Origin of the sequence: Rhodococcus olei (genome assembly GCF_039540555.1) — a bacterium.
In the GTDB taxonomy this organism is placed as follows: Bacteria; Actinomycetota; Actinomycetes; order Mycobacteriales; family Mycobacteriaceae; genus Rhodococcus_G; species Rhodococcus_G olei.
In genome coordinates this window covers 42,390-68,292 of the sequence record NZ_BAABFB010000038.1, presented here as the reverse complement: position 1 = coordinate 68,292, position 25,903 = coordinate 42,390, and the positions used below count along the sequence as shown (strand labels likewise).

Annotated in this window: 28 protein-coding genes and 1 tRNA gene; 16 read left to right on the top strand and 13 right to left on the bottom strand. The window is 71.9% G+C overall.

The features are described from left to right. The first annotated feature begins 17 nt into the window (after nt 1-17). Nucleotides 18-1,259: an SLC13 family permease gene (locus ABD951_RS12165; protein ID WP_345345062.1), complete on the top strand. Its 1,242-nt coding sequence runs from the start codon at nt 18-20 to the stop codon at nt 1,257-1,259. A 6-nt stretch (nt 1,260-1,265) separates the two neighbouring features. Here ABD951_RS12165 and ABD951_RS12160 read toward each other — a convergent pair whose 3' ends face one another. The 5 genes from ABD951_RS12160 to cobC all read right to left on the bottom strand — a co-directional run bounded on the left by ABD951_RS12160 (nt 1,266) and on the right by cobC (nt 7,138). Then, nucleotides 1,266-2,690, bottom strand: a complete 1,425-nt coding sequence (locus tag ABD951_RS12160) for a dicarboxylate/amino acid:cation symporter (RefSeq protein ID WP_345345060.1) — start codon at nt 2,688-2,690, stop codon at nt 1,266-1,268. Between the two features lie 302 nt (nt 2,691-2,992). Next, entirely contained in the window at nt 2,993-4,138 is a 1,146-nt protein-coding gene (locus tag ABD951_RS12155) for a bifunctional RNase H/acid phosphatase (RefSeq protein ID WP_345345058.1), read from the bottom strand. Then, a complete protein-coding gene (locus ABD951_RS12150; RefSeq protein ID WP_345345056.1) occupies nt 4,135-4,872 on the bottom strand; it encodes a zinc ribbon domain-containing protein in 738 nt (245 codons plus the stop codon). Before ABD951_RS12150 ends, ABD951_RS12155 begins: the two co-directional genes overlap by 4 nt. Before the next feature lie 104 nt (nt 4,873-4,976). Then, nucleotides 4,977-6,104, bottom strand: a complete 1,128-nt coding sequence (locus ABD951_RS12145) for a Nif3-like dinuclear metal center hexameric protein (protein WP_345345054.1) — start codon at nt 6,102-6,104, stop codon at nt 4,977-4,979. Continuing rightward, a complete protein-coding gene (gene cobC, locus ABD951_RS12140; protein WP_345345052.1) occupies nt 6,101-7,138 on the bottom strand; it encodes an Rv2231c family histidinol phosphate aminotransferase CobC in 1,038 nt (345 codons plus the stop codon). The genes ABD951_RS12145 and cobC overlap by 4 nt, the downstream gene beginning before the upstream one ends. Before the next feature lie 56 nt (nt 7,139-7,194). On the opposite strand from cobC, the gene ABD951_RS12135 reads away from it, so the two are divergent. Genes ABD951_RS12135 through ABD951_RS12125 form a run of 3 tightly spaced genes read left to right on the top strand, consistent with a single transcriptional unit; the run spans nt 7,195 to nt 9,323 of the window. Further along, a complete protein-coding gene (locus ABD951_RS12135) occupies nt 7,195-7,854 on the top strand; it encodes an HAD-IA family hydrolase (protein WP_345345050.1) in 660 nt (219 codons plus the stop codon). After that, nucleotides 7,844-8,320, top strand: a complete 477-nt coding sequence (locus tag ABD951_RS12130; protein ID WP_345345047.1) for a low molecular weight protein-tyrosine-phosphatase — start codon at nt 7,844-7,846, stop codon at nt 8,318-8,320. The genes ABD951_RS12135 and ABD951_RS12130 overlap by 11 nt, the downstream gene beginning before the upstream one ends. Nucleotides 8,321-8,372: 52 nt before the next feature. Further along, on the top strand, nt 8,373-9,323 hold the full coding sequence (locus tag ABD951_RS12125; protein ID WP_345345046.1) for an SURF1 family cytochrome oxidase biogenesis protein: 951 nt from the start codon (nt 8,373-8,375) through the stop codon (nt 9,321-9,323). Here ABD951_RS12125 and ABD951_RS12120 read toward each other — a convergent pair. After that, nucleotides 9,249-10,241 (bottom strand): cobalamin biosynthesis protein, encoded by a 993-nt coding sequence (locus ABD951_RS12120; RefSeq protein ID WP_345345045.1) that lies wholly within the window; start codon nt 10,239-10,241, stop codon nt 9,249-9,251. The genes ABD951_RS12125 and ABD951_RS12120 overlap by 75 nt on opposite strands. A 142-nt stretch (nt 10,242-10,383) precedes the next feature. Here ABD951_RS12120 and ABD951_RS12115 point away from each other — a divergent pair, with 142 nt between their 5' ends. The 3 genes from ABD951_RS12115 (at nt 10,384) to ABD951_RS12105 (ending at nt 12,254) form a co-directional block, all read left to right on the top strand. Continuing rightward, nucleotides 10,384-10,704: a type II toxin-antitoxin system Phd/YefM family antitoxin gene (locus tag ABD951_RS12115; RefSeq protein WP_345345043.1), complete on the top strand. Its 321-nt coding sequence runs from the start codon at nt 10,384-10,386 to the stop codon at nt 10,702-10,704. 2 nt (nt 10,705-10,706) lie between these two features. Then, a complete protein-coding gene (locus ABD951_RS12110; protein WP_345345041.1) occupies nt 10,707-11,729 on the top strand; it encodes a hypothetical protein in 1,023 nt (340 codons plus the stop codon). Nucleotides 11,730-11,912: 183 nt separating this feature from the next. Beyond that, the gene (locus tag ABD951_RS12105) at nt 11,913-12,254 is read left to right on the top strand and encodes a hypothetical protein (protein ID WP_345345039.1); all 342 of its coding nucleotides are present in this window, start codon (nt 11,913-11,915) and stop codon (nt 12,252-12,254) included. On the opposite strand, the gene ABD951_RS12100 is transcribed toward ABD951_RS12105, so the two are convergent. Continuing rightward, entirely contained in the window at nt 12,217-12,714 is a 498-nt protein-coding gene (locus ABD951_RS12100; RefSeq protein WP_345345037.1) for an acyltransferase, read from the bottom strand. The two genes, ABD951_RS12105 and ABD951_RS12100, sit on opposite strands and share 38 nt — an antisense overlap. A 79-nt stretch (nt 12,715-12,793) precedes the next feature. On the opposite strand from ABD951_RS12100, the gene ABD951_RS12095 reads away from it, so the two are divergent. Together ABD951_RS12095 and ABD951_RS12090 are read left to right on the top strand one after the other, a co-directional pair. After that, nucleotides 12,794-13,603 (top strand): alpha/beta hydrolase, encoded by an 810-nt coding sequence (locus ABD951_RS12095; RefSeq protein WP_345345035.1) that lies wholly within the window; start codon nt 12,794-12,796, stop codon nt 13,601-13,603. Between the two features lie 50 nt (nt 13,604-13,653). Next, entirely contained in the window at nt 13,654-13,878 is a 225-nt protein-coding gene (locus ABD951_RS12090) for a hypothetical protein (RefSeq protein WP_345345033.1), read from the top strand. 241 nt (nt 13,879-14,119) lie between these two features. Here ABD951_RS12090 and ABD951_RS12085 read toward each other — a convergent pair whose 3' ends face one another. After that, entirely contained in the window at nt 14,120-14,659 is a 540-nt protein-coding gene (locus tag ABD951_RS12085; RefSeq protein WP_345345031.1) for a hypothetical protein, read from the bottom strand. A 141-nt stretch (nt 14,660-14,800) separates the two neighbouring features. After that, on the bottom strand, nt 14,801-16,096 hold the full coding sequence (locus tag ABD951_RS12080; RefSeq protein ID WP_345345029.1) for an MFS transporter: 1,296 nt from the start codon (nt 16,094-16,096) through the stop codon (nt 14,801-14,803). A gap of 71 nt (nt 16,097-16,167) precedes the next feature. On the opposite strand from ABD951_RS12080, the gene ABD951_RS12075 reads away from it, so the two are divergent. Next, nucleotides 16,168-17,124, top strand: coding sequence for a GlxA family transcriptional regulator (locus tag ABD951_RS12075; protein WP_345345027.1), 957 nt, complete (start codon nt 16,168-16,170; stop codon nt 17,122-17,124). A gap of 23 nt (nt 17,125-17,147) precedes the next feature. Here the strand turns inward: ABD951_RS12075 and ABD951_RS12070 are convergent, their stop codons facing one another. Next, the gene (locus ABD951_RS12070) at nt 17,148-17,474 is read right to left on the bottom strand and encodes an ArsR/SmtB family transcription factor (RefSeq protein WP_345345025.1); all 327 of its coding nucleotides are present in this window, start codon (nt 17,472-17,474) and stop codon (nt 17,148-17,150) included. A gap of 16 nt (nt 17,475-17,490) precedes the next feature. Between ABD951_RS12070 and ABD951_RS12065 the strand changes: the two genes are divergently transcribed. Both ABD951_RS12065 and ABD951_RS12060 read left to right on the top strand, forming a co-directional pair. Then, complete coding sequence (locus ABD951_RS12065; protein WP_345345023.1) at nt 17,491-17,967, top strand: SRPBCC domain-containing protein; 477 nt, start codon at nt 17,491-17,493, stop codon at nt 17,965-17,967. A gap of 153 nt (nt 17,968-18,120) precedes the next feature. Next, nucleotides 18,121-18,534: a hypothetical protein gene (locus ABD951_RS12060; protein WP_345345021.1), complete on the top strand. Its 414-nt coding sequence runs from the start codon at nt 18,121-18,123 to the stop codon at nt 18,532-18,534. A gap of 94 nt (nt 18,535-18,628) precedes the next feature. Here the strand turns inward: ABD951_RS12060 and ABD951_RS12055 are convergent. The 3 genes from ABD951_RS12055 to ABD951_RS12045 all read right to left on the bottom strand — a co-directional run bounded on the left by ABD951_RS12055 (nt 18,629) and on the right by ABD951_RS12045 (nt 19,715). Continuing rightward, nucleotides 18,629-18,700, bottom strand: a tRNA-Val gene (locus ABD951_RS12055). A gap of 38 nt (nt 18,701-18,738) precedes the next feature. Then, nucleotides 18,739-19,203, bottom strand: coding sequence for a peroxiredoxin (locus ABD951_RS12050; RefSeq protein WP_345345019.1), 465 nt, complete (start codon nt 19,201-19,203; stop codon nt 18,739-18,741). Nucleotides 19,204-19,292: 89 nt separating this feature from the next. Beyond that, complete coding sequence (locus ABD951_RS12045; RefSeq protein ID WP_345345017.1) at nt 19,293-19,715, bottom strand: DUF3052 domain-containing protein; 423 nt, start codon at nt 19,713-19,715, stop codon at nt 19,293-19,295. 282 nt (nt 19,716-19,997) lie between these two features. Between ABD951_RS12045 and aceE the strand changes: the two genes are divergently transcribed. The 4 genes from aceE to acpM all read left to right on the top strand — a co-directional run bounded on the left by aceE (nt 19,998) and on the right by acpM (nt 25,900). Further along, nucleotides 19,998-22,826 carry a pyruvate dehydrogenase (acetyl-transferring), homodimeric type gene (gene aceE / locus ABD951_RS12040; protein WP_345345015.1) on the top strand — a complete coding sequence of 943 codons (2,829 nt, stop codon included), beginning with the start codon at nt 19,998-20,000 and terminating at the stop codon, nt 22,824-22,826. A gap of 123 nt (nt 22,827-22,949) precedes the next feature. Next, a complete protein-coding gene (locus ABD951_RS12035) occupies nt 22,950-24,458 on the top strand; it encodes a PucR family transcriptional regulator (RefSeq protein ID WP_345345013.1) in 1,509 nt (502 codons plus the stop codon). A 128-nt stretch (nt 24,459-24,586) separates the two neighbouring features. Next, on the top strand, nt 24,587-25,495 hold the full coding sequence (locus ABD951_RS12030; protein WP_345345011.1) for an ACP S-malonyltransferase: 909 nt from the start codon (nt 24,587-24,589) through the stop codon (nt 25,493-25,495). A gap of 123 nt (nt 25,496-25,618) precedes the next feature. Next, nucleotides 25,619-25,900, top strand: a complete 282-nt coding sequence (gene acpM, locus ABD951_RS12025) for a meromycolate extension acyl carrier protein AcpM (protein ID WP_345345009.1) — start codon at nt 25,619-25,621, stop codon at nt 25,898-25,900. Nucleotides 25,901-25,903 lie beyond the last annotated feature (3 nt).

The window sequence follows — 25,903 nt, the reverse complement described above, 5'->3', positions numbered from 1 at the left end:
GCTGACATACTCGGCCCGTGATCGTCCTTGCGGCCGCGCTGGTCGGACTGGTGCTCGCGGCGGCGATCGTCCGGCCGCACGGCCTGCCCGAGGTGGTGGTCGCGGCGCCCGCGGCGGCACTGCTGGTCGCGGTCGGTGCGGTCTCCCCCGACGAGGTCGTCGACGTCCTGCACGACCTCGGACCGACGGTCCTGTTCCTGGCCGCGATCCTCGTGCTCGCGCATCTCGCCGATGCGCACGGGGTGTTCCGCTGGATCGCCGGCCTCCTGCGGTCGGGCTCCGCGGGACGTCCGCGCCGCCTCTTCGCACTGAGCTTCGTCGCCTGCACCGTGACGACCGCCGCACTGAGCCTCGACGCGACGGTGGTGCTGCTGACCCCGGCGGTGCTGGCCACCGCGACCGCCCTCGGCACCTCGACCCGCCCGTCGGGCTACGCCGCCGCGCACCTGGCGAACTCGGCGTCCCTGCTGATGCCGGTGTCGAACCTGACCAATCTGCTCGCGTTCACGGCGACCGGGCTCGGGTTCGCCCACTTCACCGCGATCATGGCGCTGCCGTGGCTGGTCGTGGTGGCGGTCGAGTTCGCCGTACTGCGACTGTGGTTCGCGCGCGACCTGGCCGCGCCGCCGGTACCGGTCGCCGGGTCGCGGGTCCCGCGGTCCGTCCCGGCCCCGCGGTGGGCCCTCGGCGTGCTGGCGGCGACGCTGCTCGGTTTCGCCGGATCCGGAGTCGTCGGGGTGGAACCGGTCTGGGCGGCGGTCGCCGGCGCGCTCGCCCTGGCGGTCCCGGCCCTGCGCGACGGCCGGACCCGGCCTCGCAACCTCCTGGTCGCCGCCGACCCCTACTTCGTGGTGTTCGTGCTCGCGCTGGGTGTCGTCGTCTCGCCGCTGACCGGCGGCGCGGTCGCGGACCGGCTCGGGGACCTCCTGCCGTCCGCCACGAGCTTTCCGGCGCTGTTGGGCACCGCCGCCCTCGCCGCCATCGCCGCGAACCTGGTCAACAACCTGCCGGCGACGCTGCTCCTGCTCGCCGCGCTCGGCCCGGCTGCTCCCGCACCGCTCGTGCTCGCGGTGCTGATCGGCGTGAACGTCGGGCCGAACCTCACCTACACCGGCTCGCTGGCGACGATGCTCTGGCGGCGGGTCGCGGCCCGCGCGGACACTCCCCCGCGGCTGGGCACGTTCACGGCGCTCGGCCTGGCGACGGTGCCGCCGACACTGGTCGGCGGCACCGCCGCGCTGTGGCTGGTGACCCGGTGAGGGGCGTCAGACGGTGACGGCGACCCGCTCGGTGTCCGTCGCGTCGCCGGTCCCGGCCTCCCGGGTCTCCGGTTCGTCGGCCGGTTCGTCGGCGAACGGGTCCCCGTTGCGATCCGCGTCGTACAGCGTCTCGTCGAGGATGCCCTCCCGCTTGGCGACGATGGTCGGGACCAGCGCCTGACCGGTGACGTTGACCGCGGTCCGGCCCATGTCGACGATCGGCTCGACCGCGAGCAGCAGACCGACACCGGCGAGCGGCAGGCCGAGCGTGGAGAGGGTCAGCGTGAGCATCACCGTCGCGCCGGTGGTGCCCGCGGTGGCGGCGGAGCCGATCACGGCGACCACGACGATCAGCAGGTAGTCGGTCAGGCTCAGGTCCAGTCCGTAGAACTCGGCGACGAAGATCGCGGCGATCGCCGGGTAGATCGCGGCGCAGCCGTCCATCTTGGTGGTCGCACCGAGCGGCACCGCGAACGACGCGTACTCCCGCGGCACGCCGAGGTTGCGTTCGGTGACCCGCTCGGTCAGCGGGAGGGTGCCGATCGACGAGCGGGAGACGAAGCCGAGCTGGGTGGCCGGCCACACGCCGGAGAAGAAGCGGCGCACCGAGAGCCCGTGCACGCGAATGATGATCGGGTACACGACGAAGAACACCAGGGCCAGCCCCAGGTAGATGGCGGCGGTGAACCAGCCCAGCTGGCCGAGCGCGTCCCAGCCGTAGGTGGCGACGGCCTTCGCGATCAGCGCGGCGGTCCCGATCGGGGCGAGCCGGATGATCCACCACAGCACCTTCTGCACGATCGCCAGCAGCGCGGCGTTGAAGGTCAGGAACGGCTGCGCCTTCTCCCCCACCTTCAGCGCGGCGACACCGATCGCGATCGCGATCACGAGCAGCTGCAGCACGTTGAAGCTCAGCGAGGTGCTGGCGACGCCGTTCGTGACCGTGGTCTTGGCGCCGAGCGCGAGGAAGTTCTGCGGCACCAGGCCGGTGAGGAACGCCCACCACGAGCCCGACGACTTCGGTTCGGCGGCGGCGGTAGCGGCGACGCCGGTGTGTGCGCCGGGCTGGACGATCAGCCCGACGACGATGCCGATGACGACGGCGATCAGCGCCGTGATCGCGAACCAGAGCAGGGTCTGGACGGCCAGGCGCGCGGCGTTCGCGACCTGCCGGAGGTTGGCGATCGAGCTGACGATCGCGGTGAACACGAGCGGGATGACCGCGACGGTGAGCAGCCCGACGTAGCTGGACCCGATCGTGGTGATCGTGCCGACCAGCCAGTTCGGGTTGCCGTCGCCCGCCTTGGGCATCGAGCGGGCGATCAGGCCGATCAGGACGCCGGCGACGAGGCCGATGACGATCTGGGTGCCGAAGGAGGTTGCCCAGGCGGGCAGGCGGCGCCCGGTACGGGCGCGGGAGGGGGCCGACATTCGACGGACCTTTCTGGGGGCGCGCACGAGGGGCCACGCCGTGCGGCGTGGGTGCGCGAGGGAGGCTGACGTTCGGAGTGGAATCCGCGGCCGCGGCGGGCGGCCGTCCCGGGACGTGCGTCGACCGGGGAGAGGTCAGCGGAGACAGACGGCGCTCGACTGCAGACAGTTGTCGACGTAGCGTCGGCAGGTCAGCAGCAGGGTCACGCCGAGCATCTTAACTCAGCTAAGGAATTTCCTCCGCACCTGTGCGTGGTTTCACCCCGGGCGGGGCGGAACCACTCACCGGCCGCGGCGCCGAATCACAGGTGCGAGGTGTCGTTGACCAGGCGGACCGAGGCGCCGCCGTCCGGGTAGAACTCGGCGATCGACAGCGACGCGAGGTCCAGGTGCAGCCGGTACAGGATCGACGGCCCGACCTCGAGCGCCAGCTGCAGCAGTGTCTTGATCGGGGTGACGTGCGAGACCACCAGCACGTTCCGGCCCGGGAAGTCGCGGGTGAGGTCGGCGCGGACCGATTCGACGCGACGACGGACCTCGTCGAAGCTCTCGCCACCGGGCGGCGGCACGGAGGTGTCGCCGAGCCAGCGACGGTGCAGGTCGGGGTCGCGCTCCCCGGCCTCCCGGAACGTCATCCCCTCCCAGGCGCCGAAGTCGGTCTCGGTGAGGCCCTCGTGCACGACGACCTCGAGCCCCAGTGCGTCGGCGGCGGCCTGCGCGGTCTGCCGGGCCCGGCCCAGCGGTGACGACACCACGGCCGCGATGCCGCCGCGGGCGCCGAGCCGGGCGGCGGCCGCGGCCGCCTGCGCCCGCCCGACGTCGGTCAGATCCGGGTTGCCGCGACCGGAGTAGCGACGCTCGACCGACAGCGCGGTCTGTCCGTGCCGCAGCAGCAGCAGCCGGGTCGGCTTGCCGATCGCGCCGGTCCAGCCGGGCGCGTCGGGGGTCTTCTCGGCCACCACCGCGGCGGCCGCCGGCACGGGCGCCACCTCGGGAATGTCGGCGGGTTCACCGGCGGCGCCGTCCATCGCCTCGTTGGCGAGCCGGTCGGCGTGCGCGTTCTGGGCGCGCGGGATCCAGGTGTAGCTGACGTCGTCGAAGCCCTCGGCCAGCTCCCTGGCGCGGCGGGCGAGCGGAATCATGTCCGGGTGCTTGACCTTCCAGCGCCCCGACATCTGCTCGACGACGAGCTTGGAGTCCATGCGGACGTCGACGACGCGGGCCCCGACGTCGGCGGCGGCGGTCAGCCCGGCGATCAGCCCGTTGTATTCGGCGACGTTGTTCGTCGCGATGCCGATGTCCTCGCTCCGCTCGGCGAGCACCCGGTCACGGTCGGCGTCGAAGACGACGGCGCCGTAGCCGGCCGGGCCGGGATTGCCGCGCGATCCCCCGTCCGCCTCGACGACGACACGAGGGGAACCCGCGGAGCGACCCGCCGGTTCGGTCACAGACCGGATTCCTTGGTGCGCACCATGATTGCGCTGCATTCGGGGCACCGGACCACGACATCGGGTGCGGTGGCCTGGATCCGCGCGATCTCGCCGCGGTCGATCTCGATCCGGCAGGCGCCGCAGCGGCGGGCCTGCAGCAGCGCCGCGCCGACGCCCCCGCCGGCACGCTGCCGGTCGTAGACGGCGAGGAGGTCGGCGGGGAACTGCTCGACCAGCGCGGCCCGGTCCGTTTCGCAGCGCTGCTGCGCGGTGTCGAGGTCGGCGAGCGCGTCGTCGCGCCTGCGGGTCGCGTCGACGAGCACGTCGTCGATCTGGTCGACCTCGGCGCCGGCCCGCTCGTAGTCGCCCTGGGTGGCCTCGCGCCGCTCCATCACCTCGAGCAGGTCCTCCTCGAGCACCCCCTGACGACGGGTGAGGCTGGTCAGTTCGTGCTCGAGCTCGGTGAGCTGCTTGGCGCCGACACTGCCGCTCTGGAGCAGCTGCCGGTCCCGGTCCTCGCGCTTGCGGACCGCGTCGATTTCCGCCTCGAGCTTGGCGATGTCGCGGTCGAGGTCGTCGAGGACGATCTGGACCGCCACCGCGGCGTCCTTGCGTCCCACCCGGTCGGATTCGAGGCGCTGCACCTCCTCCTGCTCGGGAAGGGAGCGCCGGCGGTGCGCGATCCGGGTCAGCTCGGTGTCGACCGCGGCGAGGTCGAGCAGCTTGGCCTGGATCCGGGGTTCGACGTTCACGCGTGCGGCTCCTGCTGGTGGTTCTCGAGGGTGTGGGTACCGCATACCGTACCGCCCGCAACCACCCACCCCGAACGGGTTCGGCCGCCCCGCCCGGCGGCGTGTCAGCCGCCCAGCGTCCAGGGGTCGGTGCGGACGGTGGAGACGGCCCCGGCCCAGCCGTCGACGTGCCCGAACCGGGCCTCGAGCACGCCGAGGGCCTGCGCGCACCACGGCTGCTCGCTGGCCCAGTGCGCGACGTCGACGAGCACCGGCCCGCCGCCGCGCAGGTGCTCGTCGGCGGGGTGATGCCGCAGGTCGGCGGTGACGTAGGCATCGACGCCGCGGGCCCGCGCGGCCCCGAGCAGGGAGTCACCGGACCCGCCGCACACCGCGACGGTCCGCACCACCGTGTCGGGATCGCCTGCGGCCCGGACACCCCACGCGGTCTCCGGCAGCGCTCGGCGCACCCGCTCGGTGAACGCGCGCAGGGTCTGCGGCGGGTCCAGCGTTCCGACCCGGCCGATGCCGAGGGCGGATCCGGTGTCGGCGAGCTCGAGGACGTCGAACGCGGGCTCCTCGTACGGGTGGGCGGCGCGCAACGCGGCCAGCACCCGCGACCGCAGCGACCGGCGGGCGACGACCTCGACGCGGTCCTCGCGGACCTGCTCGATCCGTCCCACCGCCCCGACCGCCGGGTCGGCGCCCGCACCGGGCAGGAACTGGCCGGTGCCGGACACGGTCCAGCTGCAACAGCTGTAGGCCCCGACCTCGCCGGCCCCGGCGGCGAACAGGGCGTCGCGGACGGCCGCGGTGCCGGTCTCGGGGACCGTCACCACCCACTTGTCCAGGGGCTCGGCCGGTGCCGGGTCGAGCGGCCCGGTCACGGTCAGCCCGAGCGCGTGCGCGAGCGCGTCGGACACACCCGGCTCGGCGGAGTCGGCGTTGGTGTGCGCGGTGTAGAGGGCGCAGCCGCCGCGGATGAGCCGGTGCAGCAGCGCCCCCTTCGGGGTGTGGGCGCCGACGGTGTCGACGCCGCGCAGCAGCAGCGGGTGGTGGACGAGCAGCAGCTGCGCTCCCCACGCGAGGGCGTCGTCGACGACGGCGGCGGTCGCGTCGACGGCGACCATCACCCGGTCGGCCGGGTCGGCGGGGTCGCCGCACACCAGGCCGACGGAATCCCAGCCGGCGGCCAGCGCCGGCGGGTACGCCTCCTCGAGGACCGAGATCACCTCGGACAGGGCAACACTCATGCCAGCACCTCTCTCAGGGCGGTCACCAGGACCCGGGCCGGTTCGGCGGCCCGGACGGCGACCCGGACGTGGTTCGGGTCCAGCCCGGGGAAGGTGTCGCAGCGACGAACCGCGATCCCCTTCTCCTGCAGCTTCTTTCGGACGAGGTCGGCGTCGGGGACGCGCAGCAGCAGGAACGGCGCCCGGGCCGGGCCGACCACCGGCACACCGGCCGCGGCGAGCAGCTCGACCATCGCGGCGCGTTCGCACGCGATGGTCTCCGCCTCCCGCTCGGCCCACGCGACGGCGGCCGGTTCGCTGCACGCCCGGATCGCCTCGAGCTGGAGGCTGCCCAGCGGCCAGTGCGCCCGACCGACCTGCAGGCGCGCCAGCAGGTCCGGGGGGCCGAGGACGTACCCGCAGCGCAGCCCGGCGAGCGCGAACGTCTTCGTCAGGGACCGCAGCACCAGCACGTCGGGCAGCGACCGGCCGGCCAGCGACTCCGGCTCCCCCGGCACCGCGTCACCGAAGGCCTCGTCCACCACCAGGATTCGACCCTCACGGCGCATCGCGAGGACGTCCGCGGCGGGATGCAGCACCGACGTCGGGTTGGTCGGGTTGCCGAGCACCACCAGATCCGCGGCCGCGGGGACCGCGGCGGGGTCGAGCCGGTACGGCGGCGGCAGCACCACCCGGTGCACGGGCACGGCGGCCTGACGCAGGGCCCACTCGGGTTCGGTGAACGACGGATGGATCAGGGCGGCCAGTCGTGATCGCAGGCGCGGCAGCATCGCGAACCCCTCGGCACCACCCGAGAGCAGCAGCACCTCGTCGGGGTGGCGCCCGTGCCGGTCCGCGACCTGCTGCCGCGCGGCGAGTTCCGCGGCCGCCGACGGATACCGGCCGAGGGTCGGCAGTGCCGCGGCGAGGCGGGCCGCGAGCCAGTCCGGCGGGCCGTCGCCGCGGACGTTCACCGCGAAGTCGAGCAGGCCGTCCACGGCGTCGACGTCGCCGTGGTGGCGCAGGTCGATGCCGTCGGATGCTCGGGTGTCCACGACGGGCAGTCTATGGCGGCGTCGGGCGGGTCCGGACCGCCAGGCAGGATGGACGGGTGAGTTCCCCCGCGATCACCCTGTTCGACCTCGACGGCACCCTCACCGATTCCGCGCCCGGCATCGTCACCGGATTCCGGCACGCGCTGGCGTCCGTCGGTGAACCCGAACCCGACGGCGACCTGGCCCAGCTGATCCTCGGCCCGCCGATGGCCGACACACTGCGTGGGCTCGGACTCGACGACGCGACCGCCGACCGGGCCCTGGACGCCTACTTCGACCGGTACGACCGGGTCGGGTGGGCCGAGAACGAGGTGTTCGCCGGGATCGCGGATCTGCTCACCACCCTGTCCGGGCCGGACACCCGGCTGGCGGTCGCGACGTCGAAGTCGGAGCGGTTCGCGATCCGGATTCTCGAGCACTTCGGTCTGGCCGACCATTTCGAGGCGATCGCGGGCGCGTCCGCGGACGGCACCCGCCGGGCGAAGGCCGACGTGATCGAGCACGCGCTGCGCGGGCTCGGGATCGAGCCCGTCGCCGGCGGCACCACCGGTGTCGTGATGGTCGGTGACCGGGTCCACGACGTGCACGGCGCCGCCCGGTGGGGCATCCCGACGGTGTTCGTGCACTGGGGGTACGGCGCCGAGTCCGAGGCCGCCGACGCCGCCTGGTCGGCCGCGACGGTCGCCGAACTGGAGGCGATCCTGCATGCGCGCTGACCGGGTGCCGCTGCACATCACGTTCGTCTGCACCGGCAACATCTGCCGCTCCCCGATGGCGGAGAAGATCCTGCTCGGGCACCTGATCGAGGCCGGTCTGGAGGGCGACGTCCGGGTGTCGAGCGCGGGCACCGGGGACTGGCACGTCGGCGACGAGGCCGACCACCGCACGACCGCGGTGCTGCGGGCGCACGGCTACCCGATCGGACACCGGGCCGCACACGTCGGCCGCGACCACCTGGACGCCGACCTCGTCGTCGCCCTCGACACCGGTCACGACCGCACCCTCGCGCGCCTCGGGGTGCCGACCGAGCGGCGGCGGCTGCTGCGCAGTTTCGACCCGGACGCGGACGGCGACTCGGTGCCGGACCCGTACTACGGCGGCACCCGCGACTTCGAGCTGGTGCGCGAGCAGATCGAGGCGGCGGTGCCGGGCCTGCTGGACTGGGTTCGCGAGCACCTGTGATCCCGCGCACGGACATTTCGGCGCCCCCGCTCCGGCCCAGTACCGTGGTGTCGTGCGAAGGCTGAAGTTTCTGCTGCGTCCGGGCTGGCTGGTGCTGGCCGCCGTCGTCGCCGCCTTCGCGTTCATGTGCTTCACCGTGCTCGCGCCGTGGCAGCTCGGGAAGAACACCAACACCGAGCACCGCAACACGCTGATCGAGCAGTCCGTGAACGCGGACCCGGTGCCGATCGGGACGATCCTGCCCGCGTCGGGTCCGCTCGCGGCCGACGACGAGTGGCGGCAGGTCACCGCGACCGGCACGTACCTGCCCGACCAGCAGGTGCTGGTGCGGCTGCGTTCGATCGAAGGCGACCCCGCATACGAGGTGCTGACCCCGATGCGACTGTCGAGCGGTCCGGTGGTCCTGGTCAACCGCGGCTACGTGCGCCCGGTACAGGGCACCCTGCCCCCGACGATCGAGCCGTCGCCCGCCGGGGAGGTCACCGTCACCGCCCGCGCCCGGGCCTCGGAGGGCACGGTCGCCGGCAAGGACCCGATCGTCGAGAACGGCGTCACGCAGGTGTACTTCGTCGACGCCGGCCAGGTGGGTGCGACGGTCGGGCTGCCACTGGTCGACGGCTGGTTCCAGCTCGCCGAGGGGCAGCCGGGTGCGCTGACGCCGATTCCGCTGCCGCAGCTCGACGCCGGGCCGTACCTGTCGTACGGGTTGCAGTGGCTGGCGTTCGGGATCATGGCGCCACTCGGGCTCGCCTACTTCGTGCGGGCGGAGCTGCGCGAGCGGCGCCGCGACCGCGAAGTCCGGGAGGCCACCGCTGCCGCCGCCCCGGACACCTCGGCGGCCACCCCGGCTCCGACCCCGGACGTGGCTCCGGCCGAACCCGGGGTCGCCGACGACGACATCCTCCCGCCGCGCCGCCGGTTCGGACGGTCAGTGCCCGCCGGTCCGGCGGCGATGACGGCGACGGAGGCGAAGCTCGCCGATCGCTACGGCAAGCACCGCTGACCCGACCGCCGCACCCGCCTGCACCGCCGACGACAGGCGCGCGGCCCGCGCGATGTCGGTGACCCGCGGGGCGGGTCCGTCCCCGAGCACCGGCCGCTCCTCGACCCCGTGCGGGTACTCGGTACGGCCGCCGAGCCGCACCCCGAGCGCTCCGGCCATCGACGCCTCCGCGACGCCGGCGTTCGGGCTCGGGTGCGCGGCCGCGTCCCGCCGCCACGCCCGCACCGCCGCCGACGGGGCACCCCCGACGGTCGGGGCGGCCGCGACCGCGAGCAGCCCGGTGACCCGGGCGGGCACGAGGTTGACCAGGTCGTCGAGGCGGGCCGCCGCCCAGCCGAAGTGCAGGTAGCGCGGGGACCGGTAGCCGATCATCGCGTCGAGGGTGTTGATCGCGCGGTAGCCGAGGGCGCCCGGAGCGCCGGCGACGGCCGCCCACACCAGCGGCGCGACGGTCGCGTCGGAGGTGTTCTCGGCGACGGATTCGACGGTGGCGCGGGCGATTCCGGCCGCGTCGAGGGAGTCGGGATCCCGTCCGCACAGCGACGGCACCAGCGCCCGCGCGCCGTCGAGGTCGTCCGCGGTGAGGCGGTCGGCCATCCGCGCCGCGACCCGCGTCAGGGATGTTCCGCCGAGCGCGGTCCACGTCGCGGCCGCGACGGCCGTCGTCTCCCCCATCCAGCCGAGCCGGCCGGCCGTGCGGGACGCGACCGCGGTGCCGGCGACGACGACTGCGACGAGCAGCCCGGTGTGCGCGGCGCCCGCGAGCCGGGAGTCGCGGTGGGTCACCCGTTCGAGTGCGGCGGCACCGCGACCGAAGCCGGCGACGGGATGGCGGCGCGCCGGGTCGGCGAACGTCCGGTCGGCCACGTACCCGAGGACGATGCCGGTCGCGCGTGCCGAGGTCCTGGGTCGTGTCACACCGGTAGTTCTATCAACCACGAGGTGCGGGCCGGGTGGCCACCCGACGGCCGTGTCCGCGCCCGATTCCCGCCCGGTGATGCGAGGATGCGTTCTGCCAGTACGAAGACGGTTGGTTGAGGAGCGAATGGAGTCGACGGCGGTGTCAGCGACCACGGTGAAGTCCGCGCGCAAGCGGTTGGGGTCCCTCGTCCGCGAGGTCAACGACGCCACGATCGCGGTCGCGATCACCGGCAAACGTGACCAGGCCGTGTTGATCTCCCTCGAGCGGTACACGGCGCTGCAGGAGGCGACGTTCCTGCTCCGCTCCCCCGAACTCATGGACAGCCTGCGCAGGCAGGCGGAGCGGTCGTTGCCGGCTCCGGCGTCCGCCACCGCGGCAGCGGCCGCGACCACCACGGCCGCGGGCCCGCGCCGGGCCCGCGGCCGCAAGAAGAACAAGGCGAGCAAGCGAAAGAAGTGACCGTGCAGGCGATCTCCCGGCTGCTGGCCTCGCCCCGCGGGCGGTACTTCTGCGCGAACCTCGGGCACCGGTGTGGTGTCGAGGCGCCCGTCGCCCATCTCGCGTGGCCACGGTCCCCCCGCGACGCGCTCGACGTCCTCGGCCGGGTCGACGCCCGGGAGATCGCCGCGCTGCCGGAGGCCGCACTGCTCGACTCGGTCGCGGCGGCGGTGGACTTCGCGCGGTACTGGCAGCCGCCGGACGAGGAGGACCTGCTGTTCGCCCGCCCGGACGTGATCGAGCTGCTGCGCCCGATCGCGGCGGCGGTGGTCGCGTCACCGCACAGCGGATGGTGGGACGCGCCGGTCGATCTCGGGGACCAGCGCGCGGTGGAGGCGTTCCATCCCGATCACGGCTGGGCGGACCGGCCGCCGCTGCGCCGCCGCGCGGCCGACGACCTGGACCGGTGGCGCGACCGCGCACTCGACTGGGAGGCCCGGTTCCGGGACTCGCTCGCGGCCGATCCCGACTCGGGTGCCGGCGGCGAGTGGTGGTCGACGCCGGAGCCGAGCGGGACGGTGAGCACGACCCGGGCACGGCCGGGGCTCGGTGCCCTGGAGCTGCTGCTCGAGGAGGACTCCTGGGGCCACGACCGCGCCCGGGTGCGGCCGGTGCGGGTCGACGGCGCCCCGCGCGTGTACGAGATCCGCGGGCCTGCGGACTGGGCGCATCTCGTGGCCGCGTATCCGCTCGCGGTCCCGGCGTCGCGGCGCGCAGTCTGGTACGACACCACCGGCGAGTACCGAGACTGGGTGATCCCGGACTGGGTGGCGGTCGCCGCCGACCACGACGCCGTGCACCTGACCGTCACCGGCTATCTGACCACGCCCGGGGTGGCGATCACGCTCCCGTCCGGCGCCGGTGCCACCGTCCTCGCCGGATGGGACCCCAACGCCACGTTCTGGCTGCGCGACGACGCGCTGACGGTCGTCGACGAGCCGGTCGAATGGCACGTGTCCCCCGACTGTGGGTGGGTGCGCGCCTGATGCGGCGGCCTGGGGTCGGCCCACCGCCCGCGGGGCTCCCGGGCGCACGGGAAACGTGCAGTGGACCACGAACGAGGGCCTCGCGACCGGATAGTGAACACCCCGTAACGAAATCGTAATACACAGAAGTGCCCTGATTTCAAGCATGTACACGCGGGCGACCTGCTGCTATCTGTGGAAATCGTGAGAAAACTACTCGCCGTGATCACGGGCACCGGCATCGTGCTGGTCGCGGCCTGGGCCGGACACCCGACCGGCCCCGAACCCGGTCTGAGCGAGACCCAGGTGGATCTGCTCGCCGACGTTCGCACGAAGGTGCCTGCCCTCGTCGGCGCGTCCGATCAGCGGATCGTCGAGCACGCCGCGGTGGTCTGCGACACGCTGGCGCAGCCGCGCCGCAACCGGTACCGGATCGCGCTCTCCTCGTTGCGCGGCCGCGGATTCGACGCCCGGGACGCCGAGACGTTCGTGCTCTACGCCGCCGGGATCAGCTGCCAGGACGCGCTGCCGCAGATTCCACGCTGAGGTCCCGCACCCGCCGGGCCGGGTTGCCGGCGTAGAGACCGTTCGGGTCGCAGTCGCGGGTGACGACGGCACCGGCGCCGACGATGCAGCCGGGCCCGATCGTGACCCCGGGCAGCACGATCGCGCCGGCCCCGATCCAGCAGCCGTCCCCGACGGTGATCGGCCGGTGGTACACGCGAGCTCCCCGCCCGTCGGCGGGCCCGATCTCGTGGGTGCTGGTGATGAACTTCGCGCCGTGCCCGACCGCGACCTGCCGGCCGAGGGTGATCGGCGCCGTGCCGTCGAACAGGACGCCGCGGTTGACGAAGGTGCCCAGGCCCATCCGAATGTCCTTGCCGCCGAAATGGCATCCGGAGTAGATCCCGGCACCCCACACCCGGGCGCCACCGGCGAGGAGGAGCAGGATCCGCAGCCACACCGGCACGAACGGGGACGACTGGATGATCGTGATCAGACGCACCGCGCCACGATAGCGACGCTCCGGGCGTCGGCGCGCTCTACGCTCGAAGAGTTGCCCGTGCCCGACCCGAGGAGACCCGATGTCGTCCGACCCGCGCCCCGTCGTCTTCGTGCACGGACTGTGGATGCACACGAGCAGCTGGCAGCCGTGGCTGGACCTGTTCTCGGCCCGCGGGTACATCCCGATCGCGCCCGGGTGGCCCGGGGACGGCGACACCGTCGCGGCCACCCGCGAGCACCCGGAGAAGCTGGCCGGTGTCGGGCTCGCCGAGATCGCGCAGCACTACCGGAGAGTCGTCGAGGCGTTGCCGGGCAGGCCGCTGGTGGTCGGGCACTCGTTCGGTGGGCTGATCGTGCAGAAGCTGCTCGGCGACCGCCTGGTGGCCGGCGCGGTCGCGATCGCGCCCGCCCAGTTCAAGGGCGTCTTCCGGGTGCCGTCCGCGCAGTTGCAGAGCGTCGCGCCGATCCTGAGCCGGCCCGGACTGCGGAAGAAGACCTGGTCGCACACGCCCGACACGTACCACCGTACGTTCGCGAACGCGGTGTCCCGGGAGGAGTCGGACGCGATCTTCGAGGCCCACACCGTTCCCGGGCCGGCGCGACCGCTGTTCCAGGCGGCGCTGGCGAACGTCGCGGGCGGTCCCGCGAAGGTGGACACGCGCACCGCCCGCGGACCGCTGCTGCTGGTCGCGGGCGGTGCGGACCGCATGGTGCCCGAGGCGATCGTGCGGTCGGAGTACAACATTCAGCGGCGCAACACCGGCGCCACCGAGTTCTCGGTGCTGCCCGACCGCGGGCACTCCCTCACCGTCGACGAGCGGTGGCGGGAGGTCGCGGACCTGGCGCTGGACTTTCTCGATCGCCACGAACTCGGCCCGGAGCAGGGCTGAGGGCGGACCGAGGCGAGCGGCGTTTCGGGTTTCGGGCGATCCCCGGGCCGATGACCCTGGTGGCGTTCGCGTTTGCGCAGTTCGTGCAGGAACACCGCGCACACGGTGATGTAGACGGCGAGTACGGCGAGCGGGGCGACGATCAGGGTCAGGGCTGCGAGGAGTTCCATGGGTACCTCCGTGGGCAGGCGGACATGTCGTACGTCGGCACACTGCGCATGTGCCACGGACCGAGATCCGTGCCGACCGGACTGCTCGGTCCCCTTCCACGGTAGAGAGTTCCCCCGCGCCGCCGGTGACGCGACGGTGAACTTCGGCTGTGACGTCCCCCACGATCGGCACCGGCACCGCACGGGTCACCGCTGACGAATCAACCGCCGAGACAGGATGATTCGACCGTCAACCATCGTCCGGGCGACACCGGACCGACCGGTCGCCGGGCACGACAACGCCCGCCGGGCGTGCGGTCACGACCGCACGCCCGGCGGGTGTCTCATCCCTCGGCGACTCGGATCGTCACCGGTCCACGACGGAGATCGTCCCCGTGCAGACGGCGTTCTGCGGATTGACGAACCACCATCCCGCACCGGTCTGGACGGTGACGGTGAACGACACCGTTCCGGTTCCCGCCCAGGTCCGGTTGACCGGGATTCCGGGCTTCTGCTGCCAGGCCGCCTCGTCGCTTGTGCTGCGCCCGGACTGGCCGGTGGTCGCGTTGTGCCAGTCGACCAGGACCCGGGTGCCGTACCAGTTCGGCCCGATGCTCGGGATCAGTCCGCCCGGCGGGGTGGGCAGTTCGTTTCCGCCGCTCAGCAGGATCGACGGCTCCAGCTCGGTGCCACCCGGACGGAGCGACTCCCCCGAGTCGGCACGGACGTTCCACGTGAACGACGGCGCCCAGAAGAGCGGGTTCGCGCTCGAACACGTCATCGTGGTCGACGTCGGCGGTGCGGGGTCCGCGTTCGCGACGGCGCCCCCTCCGGCCATCACCGCGGTACCCACCCCGGCGGCGGCGAGCACCGCAGCGCCCGCACGCCGCACCAGTTGACTTCCCATGATTTCCTCCCCGTTCGATTCGGCGGCAGCTGACGCGGCCACCGCGTCCTTCATATCGGAAATACGCGACAATCCGTCACAGACACCCCTCCGGGCGCGTCGGCGTCGAGCAGCACGTCGGGGTTCCGCGGACGACGACCCTCACGCCGTCGCCGGCTCGCGGGTGCGACCGGCGATCGCGAGGGACATGACCGCCGCGACCGCACACAGTCCACCGGCGACGTAGAACGCGGCGTCGTAGCCGCCGAGCCGGTCGCGAACCAGGCCCGCGAGGAACGCGACGAGGCCCGCGCCGATCTGGTGCGAGGCGAGCACCCAGCCGAACACGATCGGGGCGTCGGCACCGAAGTGCCGACGGCACAGGGCCACCGTCGGCGGTACGGTCGCGACCCAGTCGAGTCCGTAGAAGATCACGAACGCGATCATCGGCGGGTGCACGGTGTCGGCGAACAGGATCGGCAGGAAGATCAGCGAGATGCCGCGCAGCAGGTAGTACGCGCCGAGCAGCCTCCGGGAGTCGTAGCGATCGGTGAACCAGCCGGACGCGATGGTGCCGACGACGTCGAAGATGCCGATAACCGCGAGCAGGCTCGCCGCGGCGGTGGTGGGCATGCCGTGGTCGTGGGCGGCGGGGACGAAGTGGGTGCCGACGAGGCCGTTCGTGCTGGCACCACAGATCGCGAACGTCCCCGCGAGCAGCCAGAACACGCGGGTGCGGGCGGCGGATGCCAGCACGGTGAGCGCGCGCCCCACCGCGCTGCCCGACGCGGCGGGTTCCGGTGCGACGGCATCGGGGTCGGCGCCGTACGGGACGGTCCCGAGGTCGGCGGGCCGCTCGCGCAGGAACAGCAACACCGGCGGGACGACGGCCAGCGCCGCGAACGACACGGTCAGCGCGACCGTCTGCCAGGAGTGCCGTTCGGAGATCGCGGCGAGGACCGGCAGGAACACCAGCTGTCCGGCGGCGCCACCGGCGGTGAGGACACCGGTGACCAGACCCCGGCGGGCGACGAACCAGCGGTCGACGACGGTGGCGACGAACGCGAGGGCCATCGACCCGGTGCCGAGGCCGACGAGGACACCCCACAGCAGGACGAGCTGCCACTGCGCGGTCATCAGGACCGTGAGCCCGCTGCCGGCGGCCACCAGCAACAGTGCCGCCGACACCACCCGCCGCAGCCCGAACCGTTCCATCAGCGCCGCCGCGAACGGCGCCGTCAGCCCGTACAACACCAGGTTCACCGACACCGCCGACGAGATCGCCGCGCGCGACCAGCCGAAGTCCTCGTGGAGCGGATCGATCAGGATCGACGGGGCCGCCCGGAACGCGGCCGCACCCACGAGCGCGAGGAACGCGACCGCGGCGACCGGCCACGCCGGGTGGACCCGGCGCGTCGTCGGCTCGGGACGGCGTTCGGGTGCGAGTTCGGAAGTCACGGCGACCAGTCTGGCCGGACCGCACACCCCGAACCAGTGGCCGAAAAGACAATGTGTGAAAGAATCCAGCCATGCGCCACCGTGTCGTCGTCCTCGCGCTGGACGGGGTGATCCCGCTCGAGCTCGGGATCCCGGCCCGTGTATTCGGCGGTGCCCGCGGTCCCGCCGACGAGCCGCTGTACGAGGTGCTGACCTGCACCGTCGACGGCAGGCCGGTGCGCACCGACGCCGATTTCGCCGTGTCCGTCGACCACGACGCCGCCCTGCTCGCGACCGCGGACACGGTGGTTCTGCCTGCCTCCCACGCACTCGACGAGGCGTACGAGGGACGCCTGCCTGCGCCCCTCGCCGCGGCGTTGTCCCGCGTCCGACCGGACGCGCGGTGGGTGTCGATCTGCATCGGCTCGTACGTCCTCGCCGCGGCCGGGCTGCTGGACGGCCGCCGCGCCACGACGCACTGGATGCACGCCGAGCATTTCCAGCGCACCTTCCCCCGGGTGCGGGTCGATCCGAACGTCCTGTTCGTCGACGAGGGCGACGTCCTGACGTCGGCGGGGGTGGCGTCCGGCCTCGACCTGTGCCTGCACCTGGTGCGCCGAGACCACGGCGCGGAGGTGGCCAACCGGGTGGCGAAGCGATGCGTGGTGCCCGCGTGGCGGGACGGCGGTCAGGCCCAGTACATCGAACGGCCGGTGCCGTCCGGTGCCGCCGGGTCGACGGCCGCGACCCGCGACTGGGCACAGGACCGACTCGGTGAGCCGCTCCCCCTGTCGCGGCTGGCGGCGCACGCGAACATGAGCGTGCGGACGTTCACCCGCCGGTTCGGCGAGGAGGTCGGTACGACTCCGGCGCGGTGGCTGATCACCCGCCGGGTCGACCGGGCACGCCAGCTCCTCGAGACCACCGATCTCCCGGTCGACGCCGTCGCCGCGGACGTCGGTTTCGGTACCGCCACCTCACTGCGCCAGCACATGGCGTCCCGGTTGGGTGTGCCACCGTCCCTGTACCGCAAGACCTTTCGCGGGTAGCGCTGCACCGGCCGGGCGGGGCGTCACTCGCCGTCGAGTCGGTGCAGCAGCTCGACGGCAGCCCTGGTGTAGTCGCCGATCCAGCGGTCGTGGATGCGCTTGATCGGCAGCGGCGCCAGTGCGAGTGTCCGTTCGCGTCCGACCTTGCGTCCGGTGACCAGGGCGGCCCGCTCGAGCACCCGAAGGTGTTGCAGCACCGTCGTGCGGTCGAGTTCGGGGAACTGCGCACACAGTTCCCCGGTCGTGCAGGGCGCCGCCCTGAGGACGTCGAGCATCCGCCGCCGGGTCCCCGACGCCAACGCCTTGAAGACCCGGTCGTCGTCCGAGACCTCGTCGCCGCCCGCATTCATGTTGTAAAATTACAACATGTCTGAGCAGACCGCCCTCACCGAGCTCACGTTCACCGTTTCCGGTCACGTCTCCCGCCCCTGCGCCGAGGTGTACGAGGCGGTCGCCGATCCCGAGCAGCTGTCCAGGTACTTCACCACCGGCGGTGCCCGCGGCCGCCTCGACGCAGGCACCGAGGTCACCTGGGACTTCCACGACTTCCCGGGCGCGTTCCCGGTCACGGTCGTCGAGGCTCGACCGCCGTGGCGCATCGTCATCGAGTGGGCGGGCACCGCGACCTCCGGCGACACCGGGAAGACCACCACGACGTTCGAATTCGAGCCCGTGGACGGAGACACGCGAACGCTCGTCACGATCACCGAATCGTCCTGGCAGCCCACCGAAGAGGGCGCGAAGAACGCCTTCGGCAACTGCCAGGGCTGGACCGGAATGCTCGCCGCACTGAAGGTGTGGGTCGAACACGGCATCAACCTGCGCGACGGGTTCTACAAGTAGCCGGGCACCGCGGTGGCCGTGACCCGGGGGGTCGCGACCTCGACCGACGCCCACGCACGCGGACGGCACGGGCGACTGGCCGATCTCCTCACCGGAGCATCGTGAAGCCATTACCGTGTGCGGGCCCACTCCGTGAACCCGAGGAGAACCACTGTGCGTAGAACCGCTGTATTCATCGGCGCCACCATCGCCGCCGTCGGCCTCACCATCGGCACCGCCGGCGTCGCCGCCGCGCTCCCGACGAGTGTTCCCGGCACGACCGGCCACGCCTACGTGGCGGGCGTCGACATGGAGCCGGGGTCGTACTACTCGCGCATCACCGACAGCATGAACTGCCAGTTCTTCCTCACCCAGGCCGGCGACGATGCGCCGAGCTACGAGGGCATCAGTGTCGCCGCCGAGTACCGCATCGTCGACATGGAGGCCGGGGACCGGCTCGACTCCGTCGGCTGCACCAACTGGAACCGGCAGGGGAACCCGTTCGGCTCGGCAGGCTCGGAGGACTTCGGCCTCCTCGGCGTGCTCGGCTCGGAGCACTTCATCTTCAACCTCCCGCTCGGCTCCTGACCTCCGCGGAACGAAAGGAGCCCCCGCCTCGTCGAGGTGGGGGCTCCTTCCCTGCCCGACAGCGAGATTGACGACTCGCCTGTCGAAGCGGCGGTGGGCGCGGAGGGTTTCGAACCCCCGACCGCTGGTGTGTAAAACCAGAGCTCTACCACTGAGCTACACGCCCGGAACTCGGCGAACGGAGCTCCGCCCGCCGAATTGCTCTCAGGAATCTAGCGCGGCGAGCGCTTTCTCCCAAGCTCCCTGGTCACGGGCCTCTCCGGGGCCGTTCATCTCGGCGAACCGGATGATGCCGTCCTTGTCGACGACGAAGGTGCCGCGGTTCGGGTAGCCGGCCTTCTCGTTGAACACCCCGTACGCCTGGGCGACTTCGCCGTGCGGCCAGAAGTCGGACAGCAGCGGGAAGGTGTAGCCCTGTTCGGCGGACCAGATCTTGTGCGTGGGCGGCGGCCCGACCGAGATCGCGACGACGGCGGTGTCGTCGTTCTCGAAGGTCGGGAGGGTGTCCCGCACCCGGCACAGCTCACCCTGGCAGGTCCCGGTGAACGCGAGCGGGTAGAACACGATCAGGACGTTCTTGCGCCCCCGGTAGCCGGAGAGCGACACGTCCTGGTTGTTCTGGTCCTTGAGCGTGAAGTCGGGCGCGACGGTGCCCACGGCCAACGGCATGACGAACTCCTCGGGTCTCGACGGTCTGTGGAGCACGGCGGCGGGCCGCCCTCCCAGCCGGTGGTGGTGCCGTGGTTCCGGGCCGCGGGTCAGCGCTTGGCGGGACGGGCCTTCGGCTGCACCAGCCGGCTACCCGACCAGGATCCCAGATTCGCTGCGGACGTCTGCGTCAACCCCGCGGTCGGCGCGGACTCGGCGATCTCGCTGGGTTCGACGTGCCCCGGCTGCCCGGTCTTCGGGGTGAGCACCCAGACGAAACCCTCGTCGGCGAGGGGGCCGATCGCGTCCATCAGCGCGTCGACCAGGTCGCCGTCACCGTCCCGCCACCACAGCAGCACGACGTCGATGACCTCGTCGGAGTCCTCGTCGAGGAGCTCGCCACCGATGGTCTCTTCGATCGCGCCCCGCAGATCGTCGTCGGTGTCCTCGTCCCAACCCAGTTCCTGCACAACCATGTCATGGGTGATGCCCAGTTTCTGGATGTAGTTCTGAGCGTCGGCCGCGGCGACCACGGTGGTGTCCTCCTCGAGCGTTGTGGCTGAACCTCCAGCGTCCGATCGGTGTTGATCGGTAGTGAAAGCGAACATGGTCGACGCCTCTCGCGCAAGCTGACCGGGCCGAAACGGGCCAACAAATATTTCGACAGTGGACGAATGCGCCTCGCGCGCACCACAGGCGAACCTGTTTGGCAGGATTGGTTGTGGATCACCATCATGAACCGACCGCGTCGCCGTCACAGTTGGCGGCGTGGATGAACGGACGCCACACCGAGCGTCCACCGCGATGAGGAGCAAATGTTGTCCGAGCAGACCCTGGACCCGCTATCGCGCCCGACAACCGGTCCCGCACCCGGCGCCGACGGCCGTGTGCGTGTCATCCGTGAGGGTGTGGCGTCCTACCTTCCCGACATCGATCCCGACGAGACCGGCGAATGGATCGAGAGCTTCGACGATCTGCTGGAGCGGTCGGGTCCCGCCCGCGCGCGCTACCTGATGCTGCGCCTGCTCGAGCGCGCCGGCGAGAACCACGTCTCGATTCCCGCTCTGACGTCCACCGACTTCGTCAACACCATCCCCACCGAGAACGAGCCGTGGTTCCCGGGCGACGAGGAGACCGAACGCCGCTACCGCGCCTGGATCCGGTGGAACGCCGCGATCATGGTGCACCGGGCGCAACGTCCCGGCGTCGGCGTCGGCGGCCACATCTCGACCTACGCGTCGTCCGCGGCGCTGTACGAGGTCGGCTTCAACCACTTCTTCCGCGGCAAGGACCACCCGGGCGGCGGCGACCACATCTTCGTCCAGGGCCACGCCTCCCCCGGCATCTACGCCCGCGCGTTCCTCGAGGGCCGGATCCCGGCCGAGCAGATGGACGGCTTCCGCCAGGAGGCCAGCCACCCGCAGGGCGGACTGCCCTCCTACCCGCACCCGCGCCTGCTCCCCGACTTCTGGGAATTCCCCACGGTGTCAATGGGCCTGGGCCCGATGAACGCCATCTACCAGGCCCGGTTCAACCACTACCTGCACGACCGCGGCATCAAGGACACCTCGCAGCAGCACGTGTGGGCGTTCCTCGGCGACGGCGAGATGGACGAACCGGAATCGCGGGGCCTGGCGCACGTCGCGGCCACCGAGGGCCTCGACAACCTGACGTTCGTCGTCAACTGCAACCTCCAACGCCTCGACGGCCCGGTGCGCGGCAACGGCAAGATCATCCAGGAACTGGAGTCGTTCTTCCGCGGCGCCGGCTGGAACGTCATCAAGGTCGTGTGGGGCCGCGAGTGGGACGCCCTGTTGCACGCCGACAAGGACGGCGCCCTGGTCAACCTGATGAACGAGACGCCCGACGGCGACTACCAGACCTACAAGGCGAACGACGGCGGCTACGTGCGTGAGCACTTCTTCGGCCGCGACCCCCGCACCAAGGAACTGGTCAAGAACCTCAGCGACCAGGAGATCTGGAACCTCAAGCGCGGCGGCCACGACTACCGCAAGATCTACGCCGCCTACGCGGCGGCGATGGCGCACAAGGGCCAGCCGACGGTGATCCTGGCGCACACGATCAAGGGCTACACCCTCGGCAAGCACTTCGAGGGCCGCAACGCCACGCACCAGATGAAGAAGCTCACCCTCGACGACCTCAAGCGGTTCCGCGACCTCCAGCGGATCCCGATCTCCGACGCCGAGCTGGAGAAGGACCCGTACCTGCCGCCGTACTACCACCCCGGCCCGGACGCACCCGAGATCCAGTACATGCTCCAGCGCCGCAAGGCGCTCGGCGGGTTCCTGCCGTCGCGTCGCACCGACTCCGCACCGCTGCCGGTGCCGGACATCAGCGCCCTCGACCCGATCCGCAAGGGATCGGGCAAGCAGGAGGTCGCGACCACGATGGCGTTGGTGCGCGTCATCAAGGAACTGTTGCGCGACAAGGAGATCGGCAAGCGGATCGTGCCGATCATCCCCGACGAGGCCCGCACGTTCGGCATGGACTCGTGGTTCCCGTCGCTGAAGATCTACAACCGCAACGGCCAGCTGTACACCTCGGTCGACGCGGAACTGATGCTGGCGTACAAGGAGTCCAGCGTCGGGCAGATCCTGCACGAGGGCATCAACGAGGCCGGCTCGACGGCGTCGTTCACCGCGGTCGGCACCTCCTACGCCACCCACGGCGAGCCGATGATCCCGCTGTACATCTTCTACTCGATGTTCGGGTTCCAGCGCACCGGCGACGGCTTCTGGGCGGCCGCCGACCAGATGGCCCGCGGATTCGTCCTCGGCGCCACCGCAGGCCGCACCACCCTCACCGGTGAGGGCCTCCAGCACGCGGACGGCCACTCGCTGCTGCTCGCCTCGACCAACCCGGCCGCCGTCACCTACGATCCCGCGTTCTCCTACGAGATCGCGCACATCGTCCGCGACGGCATCCGCCGCATGTACGGCGGCACCGTGAACCCGGACGGCAGCGTCGAGGCCGGGTTCGGCGGCGAGAACGTCTTCTACTACCTGACGATCTACAACGAGCCGTACGTGCAGCCGGCCGAGCCGGAGAACCTCGACGTCGACGGCCTGCTCAAGGGCATCTACCTGTACCACCGCGCGACCGGGTCCGGCCCCAGGGCCCAGATCCTGGTCTCCGGGGTCGCGATGCCCGAGGGCCTGCGCGCCGCGCAGCTGCTCGCCGACGACTGGGGCGTGTCCGCGGACGTGTGGTCGGTGACCTCGTGGGGCGAGTTGCGCCGCGACGGCATCGAGTGCGAGCGGACGGCGCTGCGCAACCCGGACGCGCACGCCCCGACCCCGTACGTGGCGAGCGCGCTGGCCGGCGCGGAGGGCCCGTTCGTCGCCGCGTCGGACTGGATGCGCGCCGTCCCGGACCAGATCCGGCAGTGGGTGCCCGGCGACTACACCACCCTCGGCACCGACGGGTTCGGCTTCTCCGACACCCGCACCGCGGCGCGGCGATTCTTCAACGTCGACGCCGAGTCGATCGCGGTGGCGGTGCTGGCCGGGCTGGCGCGGGCCGGCAAGGTCGAGCGCAACACCCCGGCCGCCGCGGCCCGGCAGTACCGGATCGACGACGTGCTCGCGGCGCCGACGTCGATGAAGGACCCCGGCAGCGCCTGACCGGCCACGTCCCTCGGGGAACGCCCCGGCACCGTCGACGGTGCCGGGGCGTTCGGCGTTCCACTGCGTCCGCGGCCGGTCGCGTACGCCGCGACGTGGGCCGATGGCGTAGGTTTCGGTGTCATGGGCGAGGAGGAGTCGACCGCGGCGGTGCCGCCACGTGATACCGCGGCGGTGCCGCCACGTGATACCGCGGCGGTGCCGCCGGACGACGCTGCTGCGGTCCCGGCGCCGGAGGACGCGGCGACGGCTCCGGGCGCCGGTACCGAGGCGGAGCCCGCCGGGGCGAAGGCGGGCCCGGTCGGCGGCGGGGAGGATCCGGGGTCGCACCCACCGGAGTTGCGAACCTCGCCGCGAGCCGCGGCGGTGGCGTCCGCGTTCGCGCGCCGGCGGCAGGAGCGGGATCCGTTGCCCGAGGCGCTGCTGCGGCGGGTCAAGCAGTTCTCGGGCAGGCTGTCGACCGAAGCGGTCGCGTCGATGCAGACACAGTTGCCGTTCTTCGCCGATCTCGACGCCGACCAGCGCGCCAGCGTGCAACTGCTGGTGCAGACCGCGGTGATCAACTTCCTGGAGTGGCTGCAGCATCCGGCGGACAGCGACATGCGGTTCAGCCTGGAGGCGTTCCAGGTGATCCCTCAGGACCTGGCCCGACGGCTGACGCTGCGGCAGACGGTCGACATGGTGCGGGTCGCGATGGAGTTCTTCGAGCAGTGGCTGCCCGCGCTGGCCCGCAACGACCAGCAGTTGATCGCGCTGACCGAGGCGGTGTTGCGGTACGGGCGCGAGCTCGGGTTCACCGCGGCGTCGGTGTACGCGAGCGCGGCGGAGTCGCGGGGTGCGTGGGACACCCGGCTCGAGGCGCTGGTCGTCGACGCGGTGGTGCGCGGCGACAGCGGTCCGGACATGTTGTCGCGGGCGGCGACGTTGAACTGGGACGCGAATGCGCCCGCGACGGTGCTGGTCGGGACGCCGCCCCCGGATCAGGGCGTGTCGGTGGTCGGGACCGTGCACACGGTCGCGCATCGCCACGGCCGGGCGGCACTCGCGGTGGTGCAGGGTTCACGGCTGGTCGCGATCGTCAGTGGCGACGTGAAGGCGTCGCCGGAGAATCGGCCGTTCCTCAGCGATCTGCTCGCGACGTTCTCGCCCGATCCGGTGGTCATCGGTCCGACCACCCGAACGCTGGGCGCGGCGCACTTCAGCGCGGTCGAGGCGCTCGCCGGGATGGACGCGGTCGCCGGGTGGCGGGGCGCTCCGCGTCCGGTGCACGCCGGCGAGCTGCTGCCCGAGCGGGCTCTGCTCGGGGACCGGGCGGCCCTGGACGCACTGAACGATCAGGTGGTGCAGCCGCTCGCGGTGGCCGGGTCCGCGTTGTCGGACACGCTGGACGCCTACCTCGACTGCGGCGCAGCAGTGGAGACGTGCGCGCGTCAACTGTTCGTCCATCCAAATACTGTCCGCTATCGCCTGAAGAAGATCGCGGAGGTCACCCGGCGGGACCCGACGAACCCGAGGGACGCGTACGTACTCCGAATCGCAGCAACAGTAGGCAGGCTGACTCAAACCCGTCACGAATCGACCTCTCCGGTCACTTCAGTAACACCTGCCACAGTTCGAGGGATTTCACTGTAACGGACAACCGTTCAAGTACGATGCTCTTTCTCGACTAGCGGTTTTGTTGGAACCCTCCAAAACACGTGGACAAGGTTCATGGCCAACAACACCCCACGAGACGACACGGACGGTGTTCCCTTATTCCTGTGATTGCGTTGCTCGCCCCCGGTCAGGGGTCCCAAACCCCCGGCATGCTCGGCCCGTGGCTGGAGCTGCCGGGCACCGCAGACCGCATTGCCATCTGGTCCAAGGCTGCGGGCCTGGATCTCGGTCGACTCGGTACCACCGCCACCGCGGAGGAGATCACCGACACGGCCGTCACCCAGCCCCTCGTCGTGGCGTCCGCGCTGCTCGCGTTCGAGGAACTCGAGCGTCGCGGCGAGGTCCCCGCCGACCTGGTCGCCGCCGGCCACTCGGTCGGTGAACTCGCCGCCGCCGCCATCGCGGGCGTCATCTCCGCCGACGACGCCGTCGCCCTCGCCGCGCTGCGCGGCGCGGAGATGGCGAAGGCCTGCGCCCTCGAACCGACCGGCATGTCCGCGGTCCTCGGCGGCGACGAGGACGCCGTCCTCGCGCGGCTCGCCGAGCTGGATCTCGAGCCCGCCAACCGCAATGCGGCCGGCCAGATCGTCGCCGCCGGACTGCTGTCGAAGCTCGAGGAACTGGCCGCGAACCCGCCGGAGAAGGCCCGCGTCCGCGCGCTGCCGGTCGCCGGCGCGTTCCACACGGCGTTCATGGGTCCCGCCCAGGACGCCGTCACCGAAGCCGCGTCCCGTATCGTGCCGCAGGACCCGACGCGGACCCTGCTGTCCAACGCCGAGGGGCAGCCGGTCACCTCCGGCGCCGACGCCCTGGCCAAGCTGGCCGCACAGGTCACCAGGCCGGTGCGATGGGATCTGTGCACCCGGTACCTGCGCGACGCCGGCGTCTCCGCGGTCGTGGAGCTCCCGCCGGCAGGCACCCTGGTCGGGATCGCCAAGCGGGAGATGAAGGGCACGCCGACGCTGGCCCTGAAAACCCCCGCCGACCTCGACGGCATCGCCCAGCTCGGCTGAACCGGGCGACGCCCCACATCGTTTCCCAGACGGGACGACACAAGACTTGCAGAGCGGTCGGTGCACTCCACGACCGTCGTGCAGGACCCAGGAAGAAAACCAATCAAGAAGGGAGCCACAGACGTGGCGCACAGCCAGGAAGAAATCATCACCGGTCTCGCCGAGATCATCGAGGAAGTCACCGGCATCGAGCCGTCCGAGGTGACCGTCGAGAAGTCCTTCGTCGACGACCTCGACATCGACTCGCTCTCCATGGTCGAGATCGCGGTGCAGACCGAGGACAAGTACGGCGTGAAGATCCCGGACGAGGACCTCGCGAGCCTGCGCACCGTCGGTGACGCGCTCGCGTACATCCAGAAGCTCGAGGCCGAGGGCGTCCAGACCGGCTCCACCGACGGCGAGTGAGCC